This window comes from Verrucosispora sp. WMMA2121 (assembly GCF_027460185.1).
GTDB classification, from domain to species: domain Bacteria; phylum Actinomycetota; class Actinomycetes; order Mycobacteriales; family Micromonosporaceae; genus Micromonospora; species Micromonospora palythoicola.
Map to the genome: position 1 here is coordinate 214,105 of NZ_JAPZBH010000006.1, position 19,381 is coordinate 233,485.

At 71.3% G+C, this 19,381-nt stretch carries 19 protein-coding genes; 8 read left to right on the forward strand and 11 right to left on the reverse strand.

The features are described 5' to 3' along the window. Positions 1-22 precede the first annotated feature (22 nt). From O7605_RS09965 to O7605_RS09990, 6 genes are all read right to left on the reverse strand, one after another. The gene (locus O7605_RS09965; protein ID WP_269738909.1) at positions 23-1,351 is read right to left on the reverse strand and encodes an IS4 family transposase; all 1,329 of its coding nucleotides are present in this window, start codon (positions 1,349-1,351) and stop codon (positions 23-25) included. A gap of 177 nt (positions 1,352-1,528) precedes the next feature. Next, the gene (locus tag O7605_RS09970; RefSeq protein WP_269738909.1) at positions 1,529-2,857 is read right to left on the reverse strand and encodes an IS4 family transposase; all 1,329 of its coding nucleotides are present in this window, start codon (positions 2,855-2,857) and stop codon (positions 1,529-1,531) included. 157 nt (positions 2,858-3,014) lie between these two features. Continuing rightward, positions 3,015-3,974, reverse strand: coding sequence for a TIGR03885 family FMN-dependent LLM class oxidoreductase (locus tag O7605_RS09975; RefSeq protein ID WP_269738910.1), 960 nt, complete (start codon positions 3,972-3,974; stop codon positions 3,015-3,017). Positions 3,975-4,016: 42 nt separating this feature from the next. Continuing rightward, positions 4,017-5,429 (reverse strand): NADP-dependent succinic semialdehyde dehydrogenase, encoded by a 1,413-nt coding sequence (locus tag O7605_RS09980; RefSeq protein ID WP_269738911.1) that lies wholly within the window; start codon positions 5,427-5,429, stop codon positions 4,017-4,019. A 14-nt stretch (positions 5,430-5,443) separates the two neighbouring features. Further along, a complete protein-coding gene (locus O7605_RS09985) occupies positions 5,444-5,707 on the reverse strand; it encodes a DUF6343 family protein (protein ID WP_269738912.1) in 264 nt (87 codons plus the stop codon). A 97-nt stretch (positions 5,708-5,804) separates the two neighbouring features. Beyond that, entirely contained in the window at positions 5,805-6,626 is an 822-nt protein-coding gene (locus O7605_RS09990; RefSeq protein ID WP_269738913.1) for an NAD(P)H-binding protein, read from the reverse strand. Between the two features lie 137 nt (positions 6,627-6,763). Between O7605_RS09990 and O7605_RS09995 the strand changes: the two genes are divergently transcribed. After that, entirely contained in the window at positions 6,764-7,378 is a 615-nt protein-coding gene (locus tag O7605_RS09995; protein WP_269738914.1) for an antibiotic biosynthesis monooxygenase, read from the forward strand. A gap of 116 nt (positions 7,379-7,494) precedes the next feature. After that, positions 7,495-8,343 (forward strand): GDSL-type esterase/lipase family protein, encoded by an 849-nt coding sequence (locus tag O7605_RS10000; RefSeq protein ID WP_269738915.1) that lies wholly within the window; start codon positions 7,495-7,497, stop codon positions 8,341-8,343. On the opposite strand, the gene O7605_RS10005 is transcribed toward O7605_RS10000, so the two are convergent. Then, positions 8,331-9,095, reverse strand: coding sequence for an EcsC family protein (locus tag O7605_RS10005; RefSeq protein WP_269738916.1), 765 nt, complete (start codon positions 9,093-9,095; stop codon positions 8,331-8,333). The genes O7605_RS10000 and O7605_RS10005 overlap by 13 nt on opposite strands. Positions 9,096-9,287: 192 nt before the next feature. Here O7605_RS10005 and O7605_RS10010 point away from each other — a divergent pair, with 192 nt between their 5' ends. From O7605_RS10010 to O7605_RS10020, 3 genes are all read left to right on the forward strand, one after another. Beyond that, on the forward strand, positions 9,288-10,205 hold the full coding sequence (locus O7605_RS10010; RefSeq protein ID WP_164445294.1) for a proteasome assembly chaperone family protein: 918 nt from the start codon (positions 9,288-9,290) through the stop codon (positions 10,203-10,205). Positions 10,206-10,329: 124 nt separating this feature from the next. Next, positions 10,330-11,127 (forward strand): exodeoxyribonuclease III, encoded by a 798-nt coding sequence (locus O7605_RS10015; protein WP_269738917.1) that lies wholly within the window; start codon positions 10,330-10,332, stop codon positions 11,125-11,127. Positions 11,128-11,292: 165 nt separating this feature from the next. Then, positions 11,293-11,604, forward strand: a complete 312-nt coding sequence (locus O7605_RS10020; protein ID WP_269738918.1) for an antibiotic biosynthesis monooxygenase family protein — start codon at positions 11,293-11,295, stop codon at positions 11,602-11,604. Positions 11,605-11,616: 12 nt separating this feature from the next. Here the strand turns inward: O7605_RS10020 and O7605_RS10025 are convergent, their stop codons facing one another. Beyond that, complete coding sequence (locus O7605_RS10025) at positions 11,617-11,850, reverse strand: hypothetical protein (protein ID WP_269738919.1); 234 nt, start codon at positions 11,848-11,850, stop codon at positions 11,617-11,619. 197 nt (positions 11,851-12,047) lie between these two features. On the opposite strand from O7605_RS10025, the gene O7605_RS10030 reads away from it, so the two are divergent. Continuing rightward, complete coding sequence (locus O7605_RS10030) at positions 12,048-12,290, forward strand: GntR family transcriptional regulator (RefSeq protein ID WP_269738920.1); 243 nt, start codon at positions 12,048-12,050, stop codon at positions 12,288-12,290. Positions 12,291-12,312: 22 nt separating this feature from the next. Here the strand turns inward: O7605_RS10030 and O7605_RS10035 are convergent, their stop codons facing one another. Together O7605_RS10035 and O7605_RS10040 are read right to left on the reverse strand one after the other, a co-directional pair. Next, on the reverse strand, positions 12,313-13,032 hold the full coding sequence (locus tag O7605_RS10035) for a class F sortase (RefSeq protein ID WP_269738921.1): 720 nt from the start codon (positions 13,030-13,032) through the stop codon (positions 12,313-12,315). Between the two features lie 391 nt (positions 13,033-13,423). Continuing rightward, the gene (locus O7605_RS10040) at positions 13,424-14,158 is read right to left on the reverse strand and encodes a hypothetical protein (protein WP_269738922.1); all 735 of its coding nucleotides are present in this window, start codon (positions 14,156-14,158) and stop codon (positions 13,424-13,426) included. A 136-nt stretch (positions 14,159-14,294) separates the two neighbouring features. Between O7605_RS10040 and trmB the strand changes: the two genes are divergently transcribed. Continuing rightward, the gene (gene trmB, locus O7605_RS10045) at positions 14,295-15,002 is read left to right on the forward strand and encodes a tRNA (guanosine(46)-N7)-methyltransferase TrmB (RefSeq protein WP_443083908.1); all 708 of its coding nucleotides are present in this window, start codon (positions 14,295-14,297) and stop codon (positions 15,000-15,002) included. Positions 15,003-15,082: 80 nt separating this feature from the next. Next, positions 15,083-17,587 carry a DEAD/DEAH box helicase gene (locus O7605_RS10050; protein ID WP_269738923.1) on the forward strand — a complete coding sequence of 835 codons (2,505 nt, stop codon included), beginning with the start codon at positions 15,083-15,085 and terminating at the stop codon, positions 17,585-17,587. Positions 17,588-17,746: 159 nt separating this feature from the next. On the opposite strand, the gene O7605_RS10055 is transcribed toward O7605_RS10050, so the two are convergent. Beyond that, a complete protein-coding gene (locus O7605_RS10055; RefSeq protein WP_269738924.1) occupies positions 17,747-19,378 on the reverse strand; it encodes an LPXTG cell wall anchor domain-containing protein in 1,632 nt (543 codons plus the stop codon). Between the last annotated feature and the right edge of the window lie 3 nt (positions 19,379-19,381).

The following is a 19,381-nucleotide window of genomic DNA, read 5'->3' on the forward strand; positions in this document are numbered from 1 at the left end:
GGTTAGGGGCAACGCCGCTCAGTTAGGGCGGTGGGTTGGTTGTCAATGCTGCCGCGTCGAGGATGTTGATCTTGAATGTGGCGTGGTAGGTGGTGCGGTCGATGGTGCCTTTGGCGCGGTGTTTGGAGATCGCGCGTTTGACCACGCGGGGGCTGATTCGGGTGCGGCGTGGGGGGAGCAGGTCGGCCAGGACGGCGCGGCCGATGGCTCCGACGAGGTCGATGACGGTGTCGGCGATGACACCGGCGGCGTGGGTGATCTGGTCTCGGGCGGCGTGGACGGCGATGGTGAAGCTGGCCCGGTCGGGGTTGGTCGTGGGCCGGCTGGCGGTGGCGTCAGCCATCGCCAGCCGGACCGCTTGGTAGGTGGTGAGCAGGGCGTGGACCTCTTGACTGATCCCGTTCGGGGTTCGGGCTCGCAGGACCCGTCCGCCCAGCAGGGTGGACTTCAACTCCAGGTATGCCGTTTCGATCTCCCAGCGGTGGTGGTAGAGGGTGACCAGGTCCATGGCCGGGAAACGGCGCTGGTCGGTGAGGGTGGTGATCAGCCGGTACCGGCCGATGTGGCGTTTGCCGTTCATGCTCACGACGATCTCGGCGTCGACGACCCGGACGCTCATCGTGCCGATGACCGACAGCCAGGAACCGTCGTGATGGCGGCGGATGACGGGTAGCCGCCGGTCGTCCTTGTCACGGATGAGTAGGTCAGCGCCGGTGCCGGCGAACTGCTCGATCATCGTGCGGGCAGCGAAGCCCCGATCGGCCAGCAGCAGCATGCCCGGGTGCAGACAGCCCAGCAGACGAGCGGCGCAGCTCAACTCGCCGGTGCTGATGGGAGTGAACACCGCATCGATGAGGGTCCGCGTGCCGCACACGACGACCGCGACCAGCCGCAGCATCGGATAGCCCGAGCCGCCGTGAGTTCCGGCCTGACGAGGATAGACCGCGAGGTTCGCCGTGCTGTCGGGCACGAACATGCTGGTGCCGTCGATTGCACACACCAGCAGACCTCGCCATCGCCCAGCCCCGGCAGGCGGACCTGCCACCAGCCGGAACAACGCTGCCAAAGGTTTGTCCCCAACCCGACGGCGAGCCTGAGACAGGGCTGAGGAAGTCGGCATCGCCACCGGCAACCCGTCCAGACCAGCAACCAGCCGAGCCCACACCTGCCGATAACCCAACTCGGTGAACAACCCCGCCGCGAGCAGCAGATACACCACCACCCGCGACGGCAGATCCCGCACCCGCGCCTGCACCGCCCGCGTCTGCGCCAGGACGGCATCGACCATCTCGAAGGGCACCTGCTGCGTCAACTCACCCAGATGACCTGGCGCGAACCGGCCGGCTGCCACCGTGGCGGTCCGAGCAATGGCACACTGTTCCAACGGCGGGGCTCCCGGTCCAGAGGCTGTCTTGGAGTGACAAACCTCTATACCGAGACCCCGCCGCCCTCGTCTATCGACACGCTCTTGACAGACGCCCCGTCTCCCTAACTGAGCGGCATTGGGGTTAGGGGCAACGCCGCTCAGTTAGGGCGGTGGGTTGGTTGTCAATGCTGCCGCGTCGAGGATGTTGATCTTGAATGTGGCGTGGTAGGTGGTGCGGTCGATGGTGCCTTTGGCGCGGTGTTTGGAGATCGCGCGTTTGACCACGCGGGGGCTGATTCGGGTGCGGCGTGGGGGGAGCAGGTCGGCCAGGACGGCGCGGCCGATGGCTCCGACGAGGTCGATGACGGTGTCGGCGATGACACCGGCGGCGTGGGTGATCTGGTCTCGGGCGGCGTGGACGGCGATGGTGAAGCTGGCCCGGTCGGGGTTGGTCGTGGGCCGGCTGGCGGTGGCGTCAGCCATCGCCAGCCGGACCGCTTGGTAGGTGGTGAGCAGGGCGTGGACCTCTTGACTGATCCCGTTCGGGGTTCGGGCTCGCAGGACCCGTCCGCCCAGCAGGGTGGACTTCAACTCCAGGTATGCCGTTTCGATCTCCCAGCGGTGGTGGTAGAGGGTGACCAGGTCCATGGCCGGGAAACGGCGCTGGTCGGTGAGGGTGGTGATCAGCCGGTACCGGCCGATGTGGCGTTTGCCGTTCATGCTCACGACGATCTCGGCGTCGACGACCCGGACGCTCATCGTGCCGATGACCGACAGCCAGGAACCGTCGTGATGGCGGCGGATGACGGGTAGCCGCCGGTCGTCCTTGTCACGGATGAGTAGGTCAGCGCCGGTGCCGGCGAACTGCTCGATCATCGTGCGGGCAGCGAAGCCCCGATCGGCCAGCAGCAGCATGCCCGGGTGCAGACAGCCCAGCAGACGAGCGGCGCAGCTCAACTCGCCGGTGCTGATGGGAGTGAACACCGCATCGATGAGGGTCCGCGTGCCGCACACGACGACCGCGACCAGCCGCAGCATCGGATAGCCCGAGCCGCCGTGAGTTCCGGCCTGACGAGGATAGACCGCGAGGTTCGCCGTGCTGTCGGGCACGAACATGCTGGTGCCGTCGATTGCACACACCAGCAGACCTCGCCATCGCCCAGCCCCGGCAGGCGGACCTGCCACCAGCCGGAACAACGCTGCCAAAGGTTTGTCCCCAACCCGACGGCGAGCCTGAGACAGGGCTGAGGAAGTCGGCATCGCCACCGGCAACCCGTCCAGACCAGCAACCAGCCGAGCCCACACCTGCCGATAACCCAACTCGGTGAACAACCCCGCCGCGAGCAGCAGATACACCACCACCCGCGACGGCAGATCCCGCACCCGCGCCTGCACCGCCCGCGTCTGCGCCAGGACGGCATCGACCATCTCGAAGGGCACCTGCTGCGTCAACTCACCCAGATGACCTGGCGCGAACCGGCCGGCTGCCACCGTGGCGGTCCGAGCAATGGCACACTGTTCCAACGGCGGGGCTCCCGGTCCAGAGGCTGTCTTGGAGTGACAAACCTCTATACCGAGACCCCGCCGCCCTCGTCTATCGACACGCTCTTGACAGACGCCCCGTCTCCCTAACTGAGCGGCATTGGGGTTAGGGGCGGAGTTTGGGGAGGACCTGGTCGGCGAAGGTGTCCAGGAAGGGGCGTTGGTCCTGGCCCACGTGGTGCAGGGCGATCTGGTCGAAGCCCAGGTCGACGTACTCCTCCAGCCAGCCGACGTGCCGGCCCAGGTCGGCGGAGATGTTGACCACCTCGGCGAGCCGGGCCATCGGCACCTCGGCGGAGACCACGTCGAAGTGCTCGGGGGTGGCCAGGTCCCAGCAGACCGGCGGCGCGAAGACGTTGCTGCGCCACTGGTCGTACGCGATCGCCTCGGCCTCGGCCTGCGCCGGTGCCCAGCTCAGGTGCACCTGGAGATGCACCGGTCCACGACCTCCGGCGTCCCGGTAAGCCTCGATCATGCGGCGCAGGTGGTCGGTCGGCGCGTTGACCGTGATCAGGCCGTCCGCCCACTCGGCGCACCAGCGGGCGGTGGCGACGCTCACCGCGGCGCCGACAAGTGCCGGCGGCTGCTCCGGACGGCTCCAGAGCTTCGCCCGGTCGACCCGGACCAGACCGTCGTGACTGACCTCCTCGCCGGCCAGCAGGGCGCGGATGACGTCCACGCACTCGCGCAGCCGCGCGTTGCGTACGTCCTTGCGTGGCCACGCGTCGCCGGTGATGTGCTCGTTGGCGGCCTCACCGGAACCCAGCGCCGCCCAGAACCGCCCCGGGTACATGGCGCCGAGCGTGCCGATCGCCTGCGCGATGATCGCCGGGTGGTAGCGCTGCCCGGGCGCGTTCACCACCCCGAACGACAGACCGGTGGCCTGCAACGCCGACCCGAGCCAGGACCAGGCGAAGCCGGAGTGGCCCTGGCGCTCGCTCCAGGGCGCGAAGTGGTCGGAACACATCGCGGCGTCGAAGCCGACCTGCTCGGCGTGGACCACCGCCGCCAACAGTTCACGCGGGTGGATCTGCTCGTGGGAAGCGTGAAACGCGATCGCCGTCATGCCGCGCTTCACTACCCAGCCGAGCCCGCTCGTAAGCAGCGGCTACTCGGAGTGGGCGCCGGCCCCGGCGGTGGCCGCCCCCTCCCCCACCCAGACCGTCTTGACGTTGCAGAACTCGTGCATGCCGTGGGCGGAGAGTTCCCGGCCGTAGCCGGAGTTCTTCACCCCGCCGAAGGGCAACTCGGGGTAGGACGTCGTCATCCCGTTGATGAACACGGCACCGGCCTCCAGGTCGGTGGCGAAGCGCTGCTGCTCCTGCGGGTCGCGGGTCCAGGCGTTCGAGCCGAGACCGAAGCTGGTGCCGTTGGCCAACTCGATCGCCTCGTCGTACGACGCGGCCCGGTACAACCCGGCCACCGGACCGAACACCTCCTCCGCCCACATCCGCATGCCCGGGTGCAGATCCGTCACCACCGTCGGCGGGTAGAACCAACCCTCGCCGCTCGGCTTCTCCCCGCCACAGAGCACGGTGGCTCCCTTGTCGACGGCGTCCCTGACCTGAGCGTCGACCTCGTCGCGACCCCGCTCGGAGGCCAACGGACCGACGTCGGTGCCGTCGTCCATCGGGTCACCCACCCGCAGCGCCGACATGCGGTGTGCGAACGCCTCGGCGAAGGCGTCGTAGACGTCGGTGTGCACGATGAAGCGCTTGGCCGCGATGCAGGACTGGCCGTTGTTCTGGCAGCGGGCGGTGGTGGCGACCTGGGCGGCCAGTTCCACGTCGGCCGACGGCATCACCACGAACGGATCGCTGCCCCCCAGCTCCAGCACCGTCTTCTTCAGCTCCCGGCCGGCGATCTGCGCGATCGACCGACCGGCGACCTCGCTGCCGGTGAGCGTGGCGGCACGGACCCGGGGATCGCTCAGGATCCGGTCCACCGCCTCGGAGCCGACCAGCAGCGTGGTGAACGCGCCCTCGGGGAAGCCGGCCCGCCGGAACAGGTCCTCCAGCAGCAGCGCGGTCTGCGGCACGTTGGAGGCGTGTTTGAGCAGGCCGGTGTTGCCCGCCATCAGGGCCGGCGCGGCGAAGCGCATGACCTGCCAGAGCGGGAAGTTCCACGGCATCACCGCCAGCACCGGCCCGATCGGCTGGTAACGGACGAATGCCCGGGTCGCCGAGACCGCCTCTGCGTCGGCCGGCTCGTCGGCGAGGAACTCGGCGGCGTGGTCGGCGTAGAAGCGGCAGGCGCTCGCGCACTTGGTGACCTCGGCCTTGGCCGCGGCGAGCGTCTTGCCCATCTCGGTGGTCATCAGTCGGGCGATGTCGTCCCGTTCCGCCTCCAGCATCCCGGCCGCCGTGGTCAGCCACCGCCCGCGCTGCTCGATCGTGGTGCCGCGCAGCTGCCGGTACGCCAGGTCGGTCCGTTCGATCGCGCCGTCGATCTGCTCGTCGGACATCGGCTCGTACGTCTTGAGCACCTGACCGTTTACCGGATTGGTGGTGGCGATGGTCATCAGGACTTCTCCTGTCACTCGAACAGCGAGTGCCGCGCGCCGGGCTCCTCCCGGCGGCGGGCGGCGCGACGACGTTGGATGACGACCAGGTCGACGACGGCAACCACCGCGAGGACGGCGCAGACGACACCCAACCAGGCCACGTCGGCACGGAACGCCAACACCGCGAAAACGGTCATGGTGACGAGCCCGAAGCTGGCCAGCGCCAGCCGCAGGTTCAGCGCGCTGTACGCGTGACCGACCGTGCCTCGGGCACGCCGGGGCTGTGATCTCGTCATCACCTCCACCTACCCCGCGCCGTGGGAGCTAACCGTCGCCGGCGCCCTTTCCCACCGCCGGGACGACGGGTCCGGGCCGGGCTGATCGCCGCGGCGATCAGGAACTCCAGGCGCCGCGGGCGGCGGCATCGGCGGCGTACCCGACGAAGCTCCTCGGGTCGTGGCCGGTGACCTGCCGGACCGTCCCGGTCGGCTGGCCGTCGCCCAGGTCACGGAGCGCCCCGAACGCGGCGATCTCACCCGCCACCTGCTCGGCCGGCAGCCCCAGCGCGAGCATCACCGCCCGGTAGTCGTCGCCCGTACCGAGGTGCCGCACCGGGTGACCGACCGTTTCGGTGAGGATCGCCGCGGCCTCGCCGAAGGAGAGCGCGTCCGGGCCGGTGATCTCGTACGTGCGGCCGGCGTGACCGGTACCGGTGAGGGCGGCGACCGCGACGTCGGCGATGTCGTCGGCGTCGACGAAACACTGGCGGGCGTCACCCACCGGTACGGCGATCTCCCCGGCGAGCACCGCGTCCCGGAAGAAGCCCTCGTCGAAGTTCTGGTCGAACCAGTCGGGGCGCAGGATGGTCCACTGCGTCCCGCAGGTGCGTACCGTCTCCTCCGCGGCCATCAGCCGCTCGTCACCCATCGCCTCGATCGCCCGGCTGGAGAGCAGCACCAGGCGGCCCACCCCCTGCTCCACCGCCAGCCGGACGAAGTCCGACCGGATCGGTTGGTCGTGTGGAGCCATCAGGTACATCGCGGTGACTCCGGTCACGGCGGCCCGCCAGGAACTCGGATCGGTCCAGTCGAACCGCGGCTCACCGGAGCGGGAGGCGGACCGGACCGGGTGACCGGCGTCCCGCAACCGGCGCACGACGCGCCGCCCGGTCGTGCCGGTGGCGCCGAGCACAAGAGTCATGTCCTGGTTCGTCATGGGACCAGTCGAGCAGCCGCCTGTGACAACGGCGACTGCGGCCACCCGCCGTCCTGGGTCGCGTCACCGCCGTGCGTTGCGTTACACCGGGCCGGCGTGACCCGACCTTTCCGGGCATCGGCGGGGACCATGGACCCATGACCGTGAGCCATGCCGAGCCGGTGACCGTCGCCGTCGCCCGCCGCGCCGACCCCGCCCGGACCGAGGAGATGGTGGCGTGGATGCGGGCCGGCACGGCGCTGGCCGAGGCGTTCCCGGGATTCCTGGGCGCGGGTTGGGTGCGCAGCGCCCCCGGGTCCGGCGACTGGCACATGCTCTACCGGTTCGCCGACCCGGACACGCTGCGCCGCTGGGAGGAATCGCCGCAGCGCCACTGGTGGCTGACGTCGGCACAGGGCATCGTCGAGCACACCCACGTCGAGCGGCGGACCGGCATCGAGGGCTGGTTCGATCCGCCGCGCACGGCGGCCGTCGAGCCACTGGACGCGGAACCGACCGTGGCGCAGTCGCCGCCGCGCTGGAAGCAGGCGGTGACGATCTGGTTGGCGTTCTTCCCGCTCAGCCTCACGGCCACGCTGCTGACCGGCCAGTTCCTGCCGGGGCTGCCGACCGCGGCGCGGGTGCTGGTGATGACGCTGACCCTGACCCCGCTGATGACCTACCTGGTCCTACCCCGGATCACCCGGGCGTTGCACTGGTGGCTGCACGGCCGGGAAGCACCCTGGCGCGGGCGGCGGACGCCCCGCGCATAGCACGGCCGTCGGGGACAGGACAGGGCACTGCCGCATCCCCGACAGCGCGTGACCAACCGACCTCACCCGCGTAGAGTCACCGTGCCGTCGCTCTGCGCTGTGAGGCTAGGGAAGTCATGCCTGGACGCTGGACCACCGCCGCCGTCTGCCTGCTCGCACTCGTCGCGTTGGCCTGCGAGGCGGGTGGGGACGCGGCGCCGCGCCCCTCGGGCACGGCCCAGCCCGGTTCCCCCCGCGTCGTCGCCGCCCTCGGTGACTCGATCACCACCGGCTTCGGTTCCTGCCTGGTCCTCACCTCGTGTCAGCGCAACTCCTGGTCGACGGGGGACGGACTGCGGGTGGACAGCCACTACCGGCGGCTGCTCGACCGGAACCCTGGGCTGCGCGGGAAGGCGCACAACCATGCCCGGGCGGGGGCCCGGGCGTCCGCGCTGGCCGGCCAGGCGGAGGCGGCGGTACGCGACCGCGCCGACTACGTCACGGTGCTGGTCGGGGCCAACGACGCCTGCCGCGCCACGATCGACGCGATGACCCCGGTGGCCGACTTCCGGGCCGAGATCAACCGAGGGTTGCGGGTGCTGCGCGAGGGACGACCGAAGGCCCGGGTCCTGGTCGTCAGCATTCCGAACCTGTACCGGCTCTGGGAGGTCGGTCACGACGAGCCCCGGGCGGTACGCGCCTGGCGGCGGGGCGTGTGCCCGGCGCTGCTGGCCGACGCGACCTCGACCGCGCCGGCCGACCGGAGCCGCCGCGCGGCGTTCCGCGAGCGGATCGCCGCGTACAACGCGCAGTTGAAGGCGGCGTGCCGGGCCTACGGCTCGCGGTGCCGCTACGACGGCGGCGCCGCGCACCGGGTCCGCTTCGACCTGGATCTGGTCAACCGGCTCGACTACTTCCACCCCAACACGGCCGGTCAGTCCCGTCTCGCCGACGTGACCTGGCGCTCCTCCGGCTACGCCGACTGATCGCCGGCCTGATCGGGACGACGGGGCAACGGAATCCGGGGTCCGCCGTGCTGCCGGTAGAGCACCCGGGAACGTTCGGCCAGCTTCTTGGTGGCCGAGGAGTTCGCCCAGGTGCCGAGAATGATCGCCGCTCCGGGGATCACCTTGGCGAAGAGCCGCTTCGCCGCGCGTACCCCGGCCATCTGGGCGAGCCGGACGCCGAGGTGCAGCATCACCCGGCCGAGCGGCGCCTGTCCGCCACCGCCGAACAGCGCGCCCGCGCGCTCGCGTCCGGCCGCCACTCCCAGCGCCACCCGGGCGCTCGCGGCGACCTTGTGCACCTTCTGCAACACCAACAGGTCGGTGGCGCGGTCGGGATGCGTCGGGTCCGCACCGTACGCGGCGGCGACGTGCAGGACCATCCGGGACTGGGTCCAGGCCAGCACGCCGACGTCGATCACCGCGCCGGGCAGTCCGGCCGCACCGGAGACGGCACCGGAGAGCCGGGCCTGGTTGACGAACCGGCGTACCGCCTGATCCGCCAGGGCCTCGGCGCTGATCCCGGGCTGCGCGGCCCGGACCCGCCGCACCCACTGCGCCGCCTCCGGGCCGAGCCGGCGTACCGCTTCGAGCGCGAGGTGCTCGGGAGCGTACTGCGGATCCTGGCGCATCCGGTCCCACAGCGTGGCCGGTGGCGCCTCGACGACCCGGCCGCCCGGTGGGGGCGGGGCGGGGGTGACGGGTTGGCCATCGGCGGGCACGGGGTCGCTCATCACCTCTCCTTTCGGTGGCGCCCATCCATGTGTACCCCGCTGGGGCAACGGCGTACCGTCGGCCGATCACCCGGCGACGCCGGGCCGGGCGGACCGGCGCGGCAGGAATGCACGAGGATGGCAGTTACGTTCTCGCGATCGGGGTGCCGGGGATCCGGTGGCCCGTTACGCACTTGCAGGGAGGCCGCACCGGTGCTCGACCCACACGAGCTCTACGAACTCACCGACGATCTGCCCGACCTCGGTCAGCCGGTCCTGATCCAGGCGCTCACCGGTTTCGTCGATGCCGGTAACGCCAGCCGGCTCGCCCGCGAGCAACTGCTCACATCGCTGGAGTCCCGCCCGATCGCCCGGTTCGACCTGGACCAGCTCTTCGACTACCGCTCCCGCCGACCGGTGATGACCTTCGTCGAGGACCACTGGGAGAGCTACGACGACCCGCAGTTGGAGCTGCACCTGCTCCACGACGACGACGAGACGCCCTTTCTGCTGCTCACCGGGCCGGAGCCCGATCTTCAGTGGGAACGGTTCACCGCCGCCGTCGCCGGGCTCGCCGCCCGGCTGGACGTCCGGCTCACCGTCGGGCTCAACGCGATCCCGATGGCGGTGCCGCACACCCGGCCGACCGGCGTGACCGCCCACGCCACCCGGCGTGACCTGATCGCCGGCTACGAACCGTGGCTGCAACGGGTGCAGGTGCCCGGCAGTGTCGGCCATCTGCTGGAGTTCCGCCTCGGCGAGGCGGGCCGCGACGCGCTGGGCTTCGCCGCGCACGTACCGCACTACGTGGCACAGGCCGAGTACCCGGCCGCCGCCGAGGTGCTGCTGGCGTCGGTGTCCCGCAGCACCGGGCTGCTGCTGCCCCGGGACGGGCTGCGCTCGGCCGCCGAGGTGGTGCGGGTGGAGATCGACCGGCAGGTCGCGCAGAGCGACGAGGCCACCACCCTGGTCCAGGCCCTCGAGGAGCAGTACGACGCGTACGCCCGGGGCCGGGGCGAGAAGAACCTGCTCGCCACGGAGAACGGTCCGCTGCCCACGGCCGAGGAACTCGGCGCCGAGTTGGAGCGGTTCCTCGCCGAACAGACCCGCCCCAACAACGACACCCCCTGACGGGCACCATCGCGACGGCTCGCGGGCCGGAAGGGGCGCCGCTGACCCGGCACCGGCGCGCCGACCGCTGGTGCGGCAGCGCGCCGGCCGCGCGGGTCGGGGCCGGATGGGGCAGGCTGGCACCATGCGCCTGGCGACGTGGAACGTGAACTCGGTGAAGGCCCGGCTGCCCCGGCTGCTCGACTGGCTGGCCGGCACCGGTCCGGACGTGGTCTGCCTCCAGGAGACCAAGTGCCCGGACGGCGCCTTCCCGGCGACCGAGGTGGGCGAGCTGGGGTACACGGTGGCCAGCCACAGCGACGGCCGGTGGAACGGGGTCGCCATCCTGTCCCGGGTCGGCCTGGCCGACGTCACCGTCGGGTTTCCCGGCGAGCCCGGCTTCCCCGAGCCGGAGGCCCGCGCGATCTCGGCCACCTGCGGCGGGCTGCGGGTCTGGTCGGTGTACGTACCGAACGGCCGCGCGCCCGACGACCCGCACTACGTGTACAAGCTGGCCTGGTTGGCGGCGCTGCGGGACGCGCTGGACACCGAACTGACCAACGCGGCACCGCTGGCCGTCTGCGGTGACTTCAACGTGGCACCCACCGACGACGACGTGTGGGATCCGGCGCTGTTCGCCAGCTCCACCCACGTCACGCCGCCCGAGCGGGCCGCCCTGGCGGCGCTGCGCGACCTCGGCCTCACCGACGTGGTGCCCACCCCGATGAAGGGCCCGCACCCGTTCACCTACTGGGACTACCGGGCCGGCATGTTCCACCAGAACAAGGGCATGCGCATCGACCTGGTGTACGCCTCGGCCCCGCTGGCCCGGGCCGTCCGGTCGGCGTACGTGGACCGGGAGGCCCGCAAGGGCAAGGGCCCCTCCGACCACGCCCCCATCGTCGTCGACGCCGACCTCACCCCCACCGTCGAGTCCTTCTGACCCCCACCCACCCCGCGCCGTGATGCGCCGCGCTGTTCCGTTGGGCAACTTCCCGGATACTGCTGGGTCAGCGCCTTCCGAGGCGGCAGTACCCGGGAAGTTGTCGGGATCATGAACACGGGCCGGGACGGCGGGCCGGGTCGGATGCGTGGTTAGGGTGGGGCCATGGCAGTTGTGAAGATCAACGCGATCGACGTACCGCCCGGTGGTGGCGAGGAGCTGGAGAAGCGGTTCGCCGCCCGGGCTCGCGCGGTGGAGAACTCCCCCGGTTTCCTCGGCTTCGAGCTGCTGCGTCCGGTGGCCGGCGAGAACCGCTACTTCGTCTACACCCGCTGGGAGACCGAGCAGGCGTACCAGGACTGGGCCGCCGGCCCGGCCCGAGCCGCCCACGCCACCCCGCCCGGAGCCGAGCAGCGGCCACCGGTCGCCTCGGGTGCCACTCTCCTGGAATTCGAAGTCGTCCAGCAGGTCCCCTGACCGACCGCCCGTTCACCGCTTCTGGAACATCACCGCCACGATCTCGACGGTGACGCCGATCGCCCAGTCGAGCTGAGGGCATTCGGCGCGGCCACGGCACTCCAGGCACCCACCTACCTGGAACGGCTCGGCGACGGCACGGGTCCAGTGTGTCTCCAGAATCCGATTGGCCTCGAACAGCCGACGCATCGGCGAATCCTCTTCAGGATCATCGAGCGGCACGACGACGACCTCCGCTGTGGTCACGACGGTGCCCGCCCAAGGGGGCAGAGTCCCTGCGTCGTGCTCCCCTTGGACGGCTTCATGGCCAGGTCCAGCGCTTGCCGAACGAAGAACCCGACCATGGGAGTAGCTTAGAGACCTTTGGTACCTAAGGCAATGTTGGTCTTGAAGGTGGATGTCGCTCATGATCCGATGGGAGGTGCCGAACGAAGGACCTTCCCATGCCGATACCGACCGGTGGCTATCGCGAGGTAGCCGAGGATCTGGCAGCCCGCATCAGGAGCGGCGAGTATCCGCGAGGTGAGCGGCTGCCGACCTACAAGGAACTGGCCGACCTCTACACCGTGAGCGTCACGACGGTTCAGCGGGCAATCATCATCCTTCAAGATCGCGGCCTGGTTGTCGGCTTACAGGGCCGTGGCCTGTGGGTCGCCGAGGAACTACCGAGCCGACCGCAGGAATGATGATCTACCCGCTCAGTTGATTTCAGGAGGGGCGGGTGGTGGTGAGGGTGGCGAAGGCGATCACGTTGTCGGCGTAGCCGGTGCCGCCGCCGAGCCACTCGCCGCCGCAGGTGATCAGCCGCAGGCCGGGCGGGCCCTCGTGGCCGTAGACCCGGTCGGCCGGCAGTCGGTCCTTCGGGAAGTGTTCCACCGAGTTCACCGTGAACACGGCCACCGAGTCGTCCTCCCGGGCCACCTCGACGGTGTCCCCCACCTTCAGCTTGCCCAGGTGGTAGAAGACCGACGGGCCGCTCTTGGTGTCCACGTGCCCGACGATGACCGCCGGGCCTGGTTCGCCCGGCACGGGTCCACGGTCGTACCACCCGGTTTCCTCGTGCCGGCTCAGCGGCGGCACGGCGATCGAGCCGTCCGGTGCGTCACCGACCGGTTTCACCGGCGCCGCGACGTCGATCGACGGGATGGACAGGCTCACCGGCCGCGCGGCGGTACGCCCGGCGGACACCGTCGACGCTCCGCCGGAGCCCCCTCCGCCGCCAGTGGCCGTCCAGTCGAGCGGCCCCCCGACGGTGTGCCCGAGCCCGGCGCCGGTGGCGAACACGCCGGCCAGCACGAGCACCACCGCGAGCGGCAGGGACCACGGGCTGCGCCCGGGACGCGCCGGGCGGCCGGTTCGCCCGGCATTCCTCGGTGCCCGACGCCGGTCGGTGAACGGTGCCGCAGCCCGGGCCCGACGGGAGCCCATGTCCGGCGCCGCCGCCCACCCGTGCGGGCGCGGCGCGGCACCGGAGCCAGTCGCACGACCGCCGCGATCCGACGCGGAACCAGAGCCCGCCGCACCGTCGCCCGGGCCCGACAACGCACCGGAGCCGGTCGCCCGGCCGCCGCGACCCGACGCGGAACCAGCGCCTGCCGCACCGTCGCCGGGACGCGGTGTGGGACCGGCGCCGGCTGGGCGGTCGCCGGGACGCGGGGGCGAGCTGTCCGGCGGTACGAACAGGTCGGTCTGATAGGTGGGACGGGGCGGGCTACCGGCGGGGCGGGGCGACCGACCGGAACCGGTTCGTGGCCCGGCCCAGCCGGGCGCACCGGCCGAGCCGGAGGGTCGGGGTGCGCGGGCGGCGGTCATGACGGGCTCACCGTCGGGTGCCGCGACGGCGGGTCGCGGTGACCCAGAGGACCATGCCGGTGACGGTGAGCGCCAGACCGCCGGGGAGCAGCAGATTGCCGGTGATGTCGCCGGCGCTGCCGCCGAAGCCGGTCGCCGGCCCTCGGCTGGGCTTCATCTGGCGTACGACCTGGATCATGGTGGAGGCGGTCTCGCCGCCCCGGCACTCCAGCTTGACCCGGTAGTTGCCGGGGAGCACCCGCTCCTTGACCATCGCCGTGCCGGTCAGCAGCCCGCGCTGCGGCTGCACGGCGACCCGGCCGAACGCGTCCGAGACGACGATGGCCCCCACCGAGTTGTCGTGGCAGCTGGCGCGGAGCCCGACCAGATGGCCCGGTTCCACCATGCTCGGCGAGACCTCCACGAACACGGTCGGGCCGGGCTGCGGCGCGCCCTCGGGCGCACCGGGTTGCCCACCGCCGGGTTGCCCGGCGACGACCGGCACGACAGCGGCCCGCGCGGGTGCCGCCGGGTGCGCCGAGTCGGTGCCGGTCGGCACGGCCCGCGACAGCAGTGTCGCCACCGCCGGCACGGGCCGAGTCGGTGCGGCCACTCCGGCGGGCGCCGACGGAGGCGCCGCCACGGCCGGCACGGGTGTCAGCAGCGGGATGGCCAGGGCGATCGCGAGCAGTGGCGCGAGGGCCGCGACGGTGCGCAACGGAGCGGTGGACGATGCCGGACGAGTGCGGATCGCTGCTGACACGCTGCCCCCTCCCGGTGCGCCGGGGCGGTCGCCGGGCACCGCCGGACACCCGGTCCTGCCTTCTTCCGATGATGGTCTCACCACCGGGCGTACCTCACATCCGGGCCGGCGCGTGTTCGCGTAGGCTCGGGGCGTTGTGACCTCCACCGACCCCACTCCCGCCGTCGCCGTGCCGCATCCGGTACGGGCGATCCGCACCTACCACCCGCGTCGCGGCCGGATGAGCGGCCGGCAGGTGGCGGCGTTGGAACAGCACTGGCCGCGGTACGGGCTGCGCGTCGCCGACGCCGACCCGTTCGACCCCGTCGGCCTGTTCGGCCGCCGGGCCCCGCTGGTGGTCGAGATCGGTTCCGGCATGGGCGACACGACCGCGGAGATGGCCGCCGCCGACCCGGATCGAGATTATCTGGCGGTCGAGGTGCACACTCCCGGAATCGCCAACCTGCTGGACCTGATCCACCTTCGTGACCTGGGCAATGTCCGGATCGTCGACGGCGACGCGATGGAGTTGCTCGATCTGCTGCCGCCCGCCTCGCTGGACGCGGTACACGTCTTCTTTCCGGACCCGTGGCCGAAGTCCCGCCACCACAAGCGGCGGCTGATCCAGCCCGCCCACGTGGCACGGTTGCGGTCCCGGTTGGCGGTCGGCGGCACGCTGCACTGCGCCACCGACTGGGCGGAGTACGCCGAGTCGATGCGGGCGACCCTGGACGCCGACCCGGGCCTGGTAAACGCCCACGACGGGTACGCACCCCGGCCCGCGCACCGGCCGGTGACCCGGTTCGAGCGACGGGCGCTGCGCGCCGGCCGCCCGATCGCCGACCTGATCTACCACCGCCGCTGAGCCGATCCCCCGCCCGGGCCGGCCGGCCCTCGGAGCCCGGTTGGCGTCCCGACGCGTGATCCAGGCACCATGGAGCGGCCATGACACTCACCGCCGCGCTGCCGAAAACCGCCGACCCCGACACCCTCTACGACGCGTTCGCCAGTTGGGCGTCCGAGCGCGGCCTGGACCTCTATCCCCACCAGGAGGAGGCGGTCATCGAGATCGTCTCCGGGGCCAACCTGATCATGAATACGCCGACCGGCTCGGGCAAGAGCCTGGTCGCCATCGCCGCCCACTTCGCCGCACTGGCCGACGACCGGACGACCTTCTACACCGCGCCGATCAAGGCGCTGGTGTCGGAGAAGTTCTTCGCGCTGTGTGAGGTGTTCGGCGCGGAGAACGTCGGCATGCTCACCGGCGACGCCAGCGTCAACGCCGACGCCCCGATCATCTGCTGCACCGCGGAGATCCTGGCCAACCTGGCGCTGCGCGAGGGCAGCCGGGCCGACGTCGGTCAGGTGGTCATGGACGAGTTTCACTTCTACGCCGAACCGGACCGGGGTTGGGCCTGGCAGGTGCCGCTGATCGAGCTGCCGCAGGCCCAGTTCGTGCTGATGTCGGCGACGCTCGGCGACACCACCCGGTTCGTCGACGACCTGACCCGGCGTACCGGCCGGGCGACCGCCGTCGTGCGCTCCGCCGAGCGGCCGGTCCCGCTGCTCTTCTCGTACGCGATGACGCCGCTGCACGAGACCCTGGAAGAGCTGCTGGAGACCAAGCAGGCACCGGTGTACGTGGTGCACTTCACCCAGGCAGCCGCCCTGGAACGCGCCCAGGCGCTGATGAGCGTCAACGTCTGCACCCGGGCCGAGAAGGACATGATCGCCGCCGCGATCGGCGGGTTCCGGTTCACCTCCGGCTTCGGCAAGACCCTGTCCCGGCTGGTCCGGCACGGCATCGGCGTGCATCACGCCGGGATGCTGCCCAAGTACCGCCGGCTGGTGGAGACCCTCGCCCAGGCCGGGCTGCTCAAGGTCATCTGCGGTACGGACACCCTCGGCGTGGGGATCAACGTGCCGATCCGCACGGTGCTGTTCACCGGCCTGTCCAAGTACGACGGGGTACGCACCCGGCTGCTCAAGGCCCGCGAGTTCCACCAAATCGCCGGTCGGGCCGGACGAGCCGGCTTCGACACCATCGGGCGGGTCGTGGTGCAGGCGCCCGAACACGTCATCGAGAACGAGAAGGCGCTCGCCAAGGCCGGCGACGACCCGAAGAAGCGGCGCAAGGTGGTGCGCAAGAAGCCTCCGGAGGGCTCCATCGGCTGGGGCAAGCCGACCTTCGACCGGCTGGTGGAGGCCGAACCGGAACCGCTCACCTCCAGCTTCCAGGTCAGCCACTCGATGCTGCTCAAGGTCATCGGCCGCCCCGGCGACGCGTTCGCGGCCATGCGGCACCTGCTCACCGACAACCACGAGGACGCCGCGGCCCAGCGCCGGCACATCCGCCGGGCCATCGCCATCTACCGGGCGTTGCGGGCCGGTGGTGTGGTCGAGGAGCTGCCCGAGCCGGACGAGACCGGGCGGCGGGTCCGGCTCACCGTCGACCTGCAACTCGACTTCGCGCTCAACCAGCCGCTGTCGCCGCTGGCGCTGGCCACCATCGAGCTGCTGGACGGCGACTCGCCGTCGTACGCCCTGGATGTGCTGTCGGTGATCGAGTCGATCCTCGACGACCCGCGCCAGGTGCTCTCCGCGCAGCAGTTCAAGGCCCGTGGCGAGGCGGTCGCCGCGATGAAGGCCGACGGCATCGAGTACGAGGCCCGGCTCGAACTGCTCGACGAGGTGACCTGGCCCAAGCCCCTCGCGGAGCTGCTGGACAACGCCTACGAGATGTACCGGCGGGGGCACCCCTGGGTGGCCGACCACCAGCTCTCCCCCAAGTCCGTGGTGCGGGACATGTACGAGCGGGCGATGACCTTCACCGAGTACGTGCAGTTCTACGGGCTGTCCCGCTCCGAGGGCCTGGTGCTGCGCTATCTCGCCGACGCGTACAAGACGCTGCGGCAGACGGTGCCCGAGGAGGCCAAGACCGAGGAACTCGTCGACCTGATCGAGTGGCTGGGCGAGCTGGTCCGCCAGGTCGACTCCAGCCTCATCGACGAGTGGGAGCGGCTGCGCAACCCGACCGACCTGCCCGAGGTGGCCGCCGCCCTGGACGACCGGCCGGCGGCGGTCACCCGCAACCCGCGGGCGTTCCGGGTGCTGGTGCGCAACGCCCTGTTCCGGCGGGTCGAGCTGGCCGCGCTGCGGCAGTGGGACGCGCTGGGCGAGCTGGACGCCGACTCCGGTTGGCCCGCCGACGCCTGGGCCGACGCGCTGGAGCCCTACTTCGACTCGTACGACGGGATCGGGACCGGTCCGGACGCCCGTGGCCCGGCGCTGCTCATGATCGAACAGGGTCGGGAGCGCTGGACGGTGCGGCAGATCCTGGACGATCCGGAGGGCGACCACGACTGGGGCATCAGCGCCGAGGTCGACCTGGCCGCCTCCGACGAGGCGGGCGCCGCCGTCGTCCGGATCACCGACGTCGGCCAGCTCTGACCCTCTCGCGTGGCAACCGCCCTGCCGGCCGCGGTGCCGACGGCCGCAGCGGTCGGCTGGGCGAGCGGGCTGGCGGACAGCGGCCCGGGTAGGCCGTCCGTCCGATGCCACGGGGGTGGGACCGGGCCTGGTCCCACCCCCGCAGGGTCAACGCGAGCGTCAGTCGCGCGGGGTCTGGAACGCCACGCGACGGCGCCGGAACAGAACGAACAGCACGCCGCCGAGGGCCAGCACGGCGGCACCCACACCGGCCAGCGCGGCGGCCGGGGCGCCGGTCACCGGCAGGCCCCCGCCGGCTCCACCGTCGCCACCACCGGAACCACCGTCGCCCGTGTCGATGACGATGCGGGCGGTGTTGTTCTCGGGCTTGGACTCGGTGATCGTCCTGCCGCCGTCGACCACGATCGTGCCGTCGGTACCCGGCGTTGACTTGATCTTGATCTGAACGGTGGCCTTGATCCGGCCGTAGCCGGACGCGACGCTCGGAAACTCACTCTCGAAGTTGCAGCGCAGCTTCTCCGACTCGGGCAGCGTCCCGCCCTGACCGCCCTCGGTGTGGCACCACTCGGCGGGCAGCAGCACCGTGCCGCTCGGTGCGGTGATCGACACACCGGGGCCGCCGCCGTCCGACGGGCCGTTGTTGACGACCTCGTAGGTGAGGTCGACCGTCTCGCCGACCTTGCCCTTGACCGCCGGGGCGGTGACGGCCACGTCGAGATGGTTCGCCTTGGTCCAGAGCCGGAAGTCCGCGTAGTTGTCCGACTCGTCGAGCTCGCGTTCCACCACGGCCTGCCGGGCGGCACCGGCACGCGTGGCCTTGTCGTGCAGGGCGCGGACGGCATCGGCGAAGGACGGGCCGCTGCCCTTGCTGCTGGCGACCTTCTTCGCCGCCCGCGCCTCACCGGCCAGCGCGACGCTGAACGAGCCGTAGTGCTCGGCGGGGCCGGGCAGGTTACGACCGAAGGTCAGGTTGAACAGGGACTCCCCGGTCTCGTCGTCGAACAGCAGCAGGCCCTCACCCGGCTCCAGGGTCAGCGGCAGCACGCAGGTGACCGAACTCGGCCCGTACACGTACGGCAGACCGACGTCGTTCGGGTAGTAGTCCGTGTAGGTGCAGTCGCTGTAGCGCTCGACGAACGTGGTGCCGGTGCGCAGGTTGATGTCGATCGTGAAGTCGGTGGCGGGGCTGTCGCCCTCGTTGAGCACACCGGTGTACAGCGGGGCGGTGTCCCCGGCGCCGAGCCGACTCGACGCGTCGTTGACATCCTGGGCGGCGGCCACCAGATCAGGCCCGGAGGCGAGGATCGTCACCGGGAACGTCGTGGTGTTGTTGTCGGGGTTGGCGTCGTCCTCCGCGCCCGCGATCGTCACGGTGACCGAACCCGCGTCGCCCGGCGTGGCGCCCTGGCGGCTGGTCAGCGTGAGCGGGCGGATGGTGGTGACCTGACCGGCGTTGAGCGCGCCGACGGCGCAGGTGACGTTGTCGCCATCGATTTCGCAGGTGTCCCGCAGCCGGTCCGGCACGGTCGCGGCGACCCTCTCGGCCAGGTCGCCCAGGTCGAAGGTGACGGTCACCCCGGTCGCGTCGCCCGCACCGTGGTTGTAGGCGTACATGCCGATGGTGGTGCCGAGAGTGTCGATCTCGGCGACCGGCTCACGGGTGAACGAGACGAAGAGGTCGGGCTGGGTCTCCGCGGCGTGCGCGGTGGTGGCGGGGGCGAAGAGCGCGGTCGTCGCCAGCACTGCCGCGCCGACGGCGAGGCGGGACCAACGGGCCGTGAGGGATGTCATGTG